Source organism: Prosthecobacter gellanilyticus, assembly GCF_007992435.1.
Classification (GTDB): Bacteria; Verrucomicrobiota; Verrucomicrobiia; order Verrucomicrobiales; family Verrucomicrobiaceae; genus Prosthecobacter; species Prosthecobacter gellanilyticus.
In genome coordinates, this window is the sequence record NZ_BKAG01000109.1 from 1 (window position 1) to 3,628 (window position 3,628).

5 protein-coding genes are annotated in these 3,628 nt (G+C 59.2%); 4 read left to right on the forward strand and 1 reads right to left on the reverse strand.

Annotation, left to right across the window (positions count from 1 at the left end; translation table 11 throughout):
• Positions 1-162: 162 nt before the first annotated feature.
• The 4 genes from BGE01nite_RS28620 to BGE01nite_RS28635 all read left to right on the forward strand — a co-directional run bounded on the left by BGE01nite_RS28620 (position 163) and on the right by BGE01nite_RS28635 (position 2,483).
• A complete protein-coding gene (locus BGE01nite_RS28620; protein ID WP_146856348.1) occupies positions 163-477 on the forward strand; it encodes a hypothetical protein in 315 nt (104 codons plus the stop codon).
• A gap of 526 nt (positions 478-1,003) precedes the next feature.
• Entirely contained in the window at positions 1,004-1,405 is a 402-nt protein-coding gene (locus tag BGE01nite_RS28625) for a cytidine/deoxycytidylate deaminase family protein (RefSeq protein ID WP_146856350.1), read from the forward strand.
• Between the two features lie 131 nt (positions 1,406-1,536).
• Entirely contained in the window at positions 1,537-1,818 is a 282-nt protein-coding gene (locus BGE01nite_RS28630) for a hypothetical protein (protein ID WP_146856352.1), read from the forward strand.
• A 437-nt stretch (positions 1,819-2,255) separates the two neighbouring features.
• Entirely contained in the window at positions 2,256-2,483 is a 228-nt protein-coding gene (locus BGE01nite_RS28635) for a hypothetical protein (protein WP_146856354.1), read from the forward strand.
• A 312-nt stretch (positions 2,484-2,795) separates the two neighbouring features.
• On the opposite strand, the gene BGE01nite_RS28640 is transcribed toward BGE01nite_RS28635, so the two are convergent.
• Complete coding sequence (locus tag BGE01nite_RS28640) at positions 2,796-3,365, reverse strand: hypothetical protein (RefSeq protein WP_146856356.1); 570 nt, start codon at positions 3,363-3,365, stop codon at positions 2,796-2,798.
• Positions 3,366-3,628: the final 263 nt, after the last annotated feature.

A 3,628-nucleotide genomic window follows, 5' to 3' on the forward strand; every position in this document is an offset into this window, starting at 1 on the left:
GTTACCACTATCACTCCCAAACCTAACAAAAGATGCTGGTAATTTCATCGGCTCATGAATGCCACGCTTCTATCCGTCATCTTTGCAATCGGCGCTCCCGCCACGAACCCACTTGATTCACATCCTTGCGAGCCGGAGTGCTGATGTGTAGCGTCAGGTGATATGAAACACATCGCTTGTCTGTTGAGTCTGCTGCTTGCCCTCGTGAGCTGCGGAGAGAAGAAGGAGCCCGTCATGAATGAGCCCGCTGCCATCAAGTCAGCCGAAGAAGGCATCAAGTTTTTGGAGAGTCACCCGCCTTCTGGCGATTCGTTTCAGCTGGCCATTTCCGAGTCGTTCACCTTTGCCGGCCAGAAAGACAGCATGGGAATGGGGATGGCGGTCCTGCTAGACAAAATTTTGGCCGCTGGCTACGAGCTGGACGGGTTCGAGCAGAAGACCGGATTTCGACTCTACCGTTACAAAAAGACGCCGTAGCCTGACCATACGCTGCGTTGCGCTGAGCTTTATGCCGCGAGGGTAGATCTTGGATTGGAGAACCACGGAGTGGTTCCCCACGAATAGCCAGGGGTGATCCCGCGAAGCGGGTGAACCCCTGGTAGCCCACCCTCAATGCACCGCTCAGTATCAATCCCGTAGGGATTGCCCAATGCACGTGGCGTCTACGTTCCCCCATCATTCCGCCGGCCCTCACAAGCTGTTGAACTGTCACCCATGTGGTTGGGAGAATGTGTCACCCATGTGATCGGGACCTGCCCCGCATTGGGCAACTCCTACGGAGTTGATGCTCAGGGAAAGATCAAACACGCCTAACCAGGGGTTTCGCACGCTGACGCTTGCTTCACCCCTGGCTATTCATAGCGAACCACTCCGTGGTTCAAGACACAAAAGGCCCGATGTCGAGATGGTATCAACGTATAGTTGTAGCTCAGGCCCTTGCGGGCTGGATCTCTGAGCTATAGCGTTCGCTCAAGCCAGAAGCACCTCATCGCTCCACCCCTCCATGTCACCCGGTCAAATCATTGCTGAGGCACGCGCTCTCGCGGAGAGAGGTTATGTCCTCGGCCGCCACCAAATGTTCTCAGCGCTGCTCACGAAGAGCGGCCGCACCTATCTGGGCAGCCATGTCGAGGCCGGGAATGGCCGCATCACCCTTTGCGCCGAGGCCGTGGCCATCGGTGCCGCGGCCACCGCACTGGATGCCGAGGTCGATCTCATCGTCGCCGTCACAGAGTCGGGTCACATCGTGCCACCCTGCGGCATGTGCCGCGAGTTGATCCGCGACTATGGCCCAGAGGCCCGGGTCATCTTGCAGGGGCCGGCGGATTTTGAGATCGTCAGCATCGCCGACCTGCTTCCCCGCAAGTATTTCAGCGCCGACTACCCGAACACGCGTGAGATATGACGAACCAGGAGCCATTGACCTCAGGAGGGATTTTTGCATGCCAAGATGAGGCAGGCATGGAGGCGATTCCGAAAGTGGCCTTTCCACAAACCCGGGTCGGCGAATCGTGTCACTACTCGACCGGCCAATAGGTGCGGATCGATTTCGCATCCGAGGTCACATTCCTCTTCGAACGGATCAGTGATGAAGAATACTTGGTTCACGGCGAGGGCGATGATGCCGCATCGCTTGCAGATGCTGCCGCTCAGATCGCGAAACACCTCGGACAGGAGGGTCTGAAGTGCCGGTTTGAGACCTATGGTCCAGATGATTCACGGGTCGCCTATGCCCACCACGAATGGCAGCTGCAGGCCAAGGCCTGGCATCTTTGCTGGTTCGGTTGCACGCTTCACGATAACAAAAAGCACGTTTAGATCAGGGGTGTCCGGTCATCTCACGGCGCCGCGAGCACGCGCCAGTAAAGTAGCCATCACACTCCGTGTGATGAGCTGACGACTCGCGAGACTTCCCCTCGTCATCAAATCACCCACCCGCCCAAGGAGCGTGGACCACTTTACCCTTTTCCCGCCCCAGCCCTCCTCTAAAACGATCCCCTCGAAAAAAATTCACGCACCACGCATCCAGAAAAAAACCACGTTTCGTATTCGGGATGAATGATCCAAAAACAAACCTTGCCATGACCCGACTAACGTTGAGTTCCACCAAGACAAAGCTTTTGAATCGAGTGTCACCACCACGGCCCGCCCCACCGGGATCCAGGGCCTTGATGTGATCGCAAAACTGAGCAGGACCGCATGCATCCTCCATCCATCCTCAGTGAACTTCATCATCATGAATCGCCCCTGGAGCCATGATCACGAAACCACTCAGTCAATGGTCTGACGAACTGCCGGTCATCGTCAGCAGCGGCATGAACGCCCGAGCCTCCTGGACCTGTCCCGTGTGCCAGACCTTGTTTGACGGCATCGCCCTCCGTGTTGAGGACCCCGACCCCGCCATTCTCCTCGCCCGCATGACCTTCGAGGACCACATGCTCGCCCGCCACCCGGACCAGGTCACCCCCGAAGGCAGCGCGTGAGCCGTCGCTGACAGTTGTCGCAGGCCGCCTGCGGACTCATCCAAGCATTGTTTGTTAGGCGTCCGCACGCCTCGTTGCCCCCCCTCGGTCCTCCCGGAAAGCCGCGAACCCTCCTTCACCAAGGCTTCGGCCTCCACGGGGGAGGGATGATTTTTTCCAGCAGATTCAGAGAGGCCCACAGATTTGTTTTTCCGATAAGATGAAGCCTTGCCCCCAATCTGCCGGAGACATCCCCAACGAACCGTTCACCGTTCACCGTTCACCGTTCACCGTTCACCGAGAACCGCGAACCGCGAACCGCGAACCGCGAACCTACTGCCTCCACGCCTCCTGGCACGCCACCGCGCCGCGATTCGCCGCGCTCGGGTCCAGCTCCGGGAAGTCCTTCGCCAGCTCGGCCACCACCACCGGCGGGATCGCCTTGGCCAGGCGCATCACCTGCGGCGTGATCTCGCGCATGTGGCGTTCCGCCAGCGCTGCCACGCGCGTGTGGCCCAGCGCCAGCGCCGTCGTGTGCAGCATGGAGTAGCCCTCCACCGCCAGGGACAGCGCCACGTAGTCATCCCGCAGCATGCGGGACACCGGGTGCGTGCGCACCTTTCCATACAGGCCCGCCAGCGCGCCGGCCACACTGGCCACCGCCTCCTTCATCGCCTTGCCCACACCGCCGCCCATTTCATTGGAGAGGCTATCCAGCGCCTGCACACGGGCCTGCGCGGCGGACGCCAGCTCGCGCACCAGATTCGCCGCGGGCATCTTCAGCACATTCGCATCCTCGCTTTGGGAGGCGATCGCCTTCGCCGTGTCCTGCTCTACCGCCAGCATGTCATTCACATACATCTGCAGCGTGTCCTGGGCCTCTTCAGCTTTCGTCGTGTTCATAGGATCAAAAATTGTGGGGGGGTGTTTGTCAGATAATTCGTCTCCCTCGCCTCTTCCGCGCCCCACGAACTCCCTCCCTGACCACCCGCTCAGGCGTTTCACCCGTCCGCCAAAACGTCCCTCCTGCCCACCATCACCCCTCTCTAAGCCTAACAAATTTTCAGTTCTCACTTTTCAGTTTACACTTTTCAGTCCCCACCAGCCCGCACCCCCTCCCGCCATTCTCAGTTTTCCATTCTCCATTCTCCATTCCTCCACCGCCC

Coding starts and splice junctions, on each gene's coding strand:
- BGE01nite_RS28620 (WP_146856348.1), top strand. CDS start 163: ATGAAACACATCGCTTGTCTGTTGAGTCTGCTGCTTGCCCTCGTGAGC.
- BGE01nite_RS28625 (WP_146856350.1), top strand. CDS start 1,004: ATGTCACCCGGTCAAATCATTGCTGAGGCACGCGCTCTCGCGGAGAGA.
- BGE01nite_RS28635 (WP_146856354.1), top strand. CDS start 2,256: ATGATCACGAAACCACTCAGTCAATGGTCTGACGAACTGCCGGTCATC.
- BGE01nite_RS28640 (WP_146856356.1), bottom strand. CDS start 3,365: ATGAACACGACGAAAGCTGAAGAGGCCCAGGACACGCTGCAGATGTAT.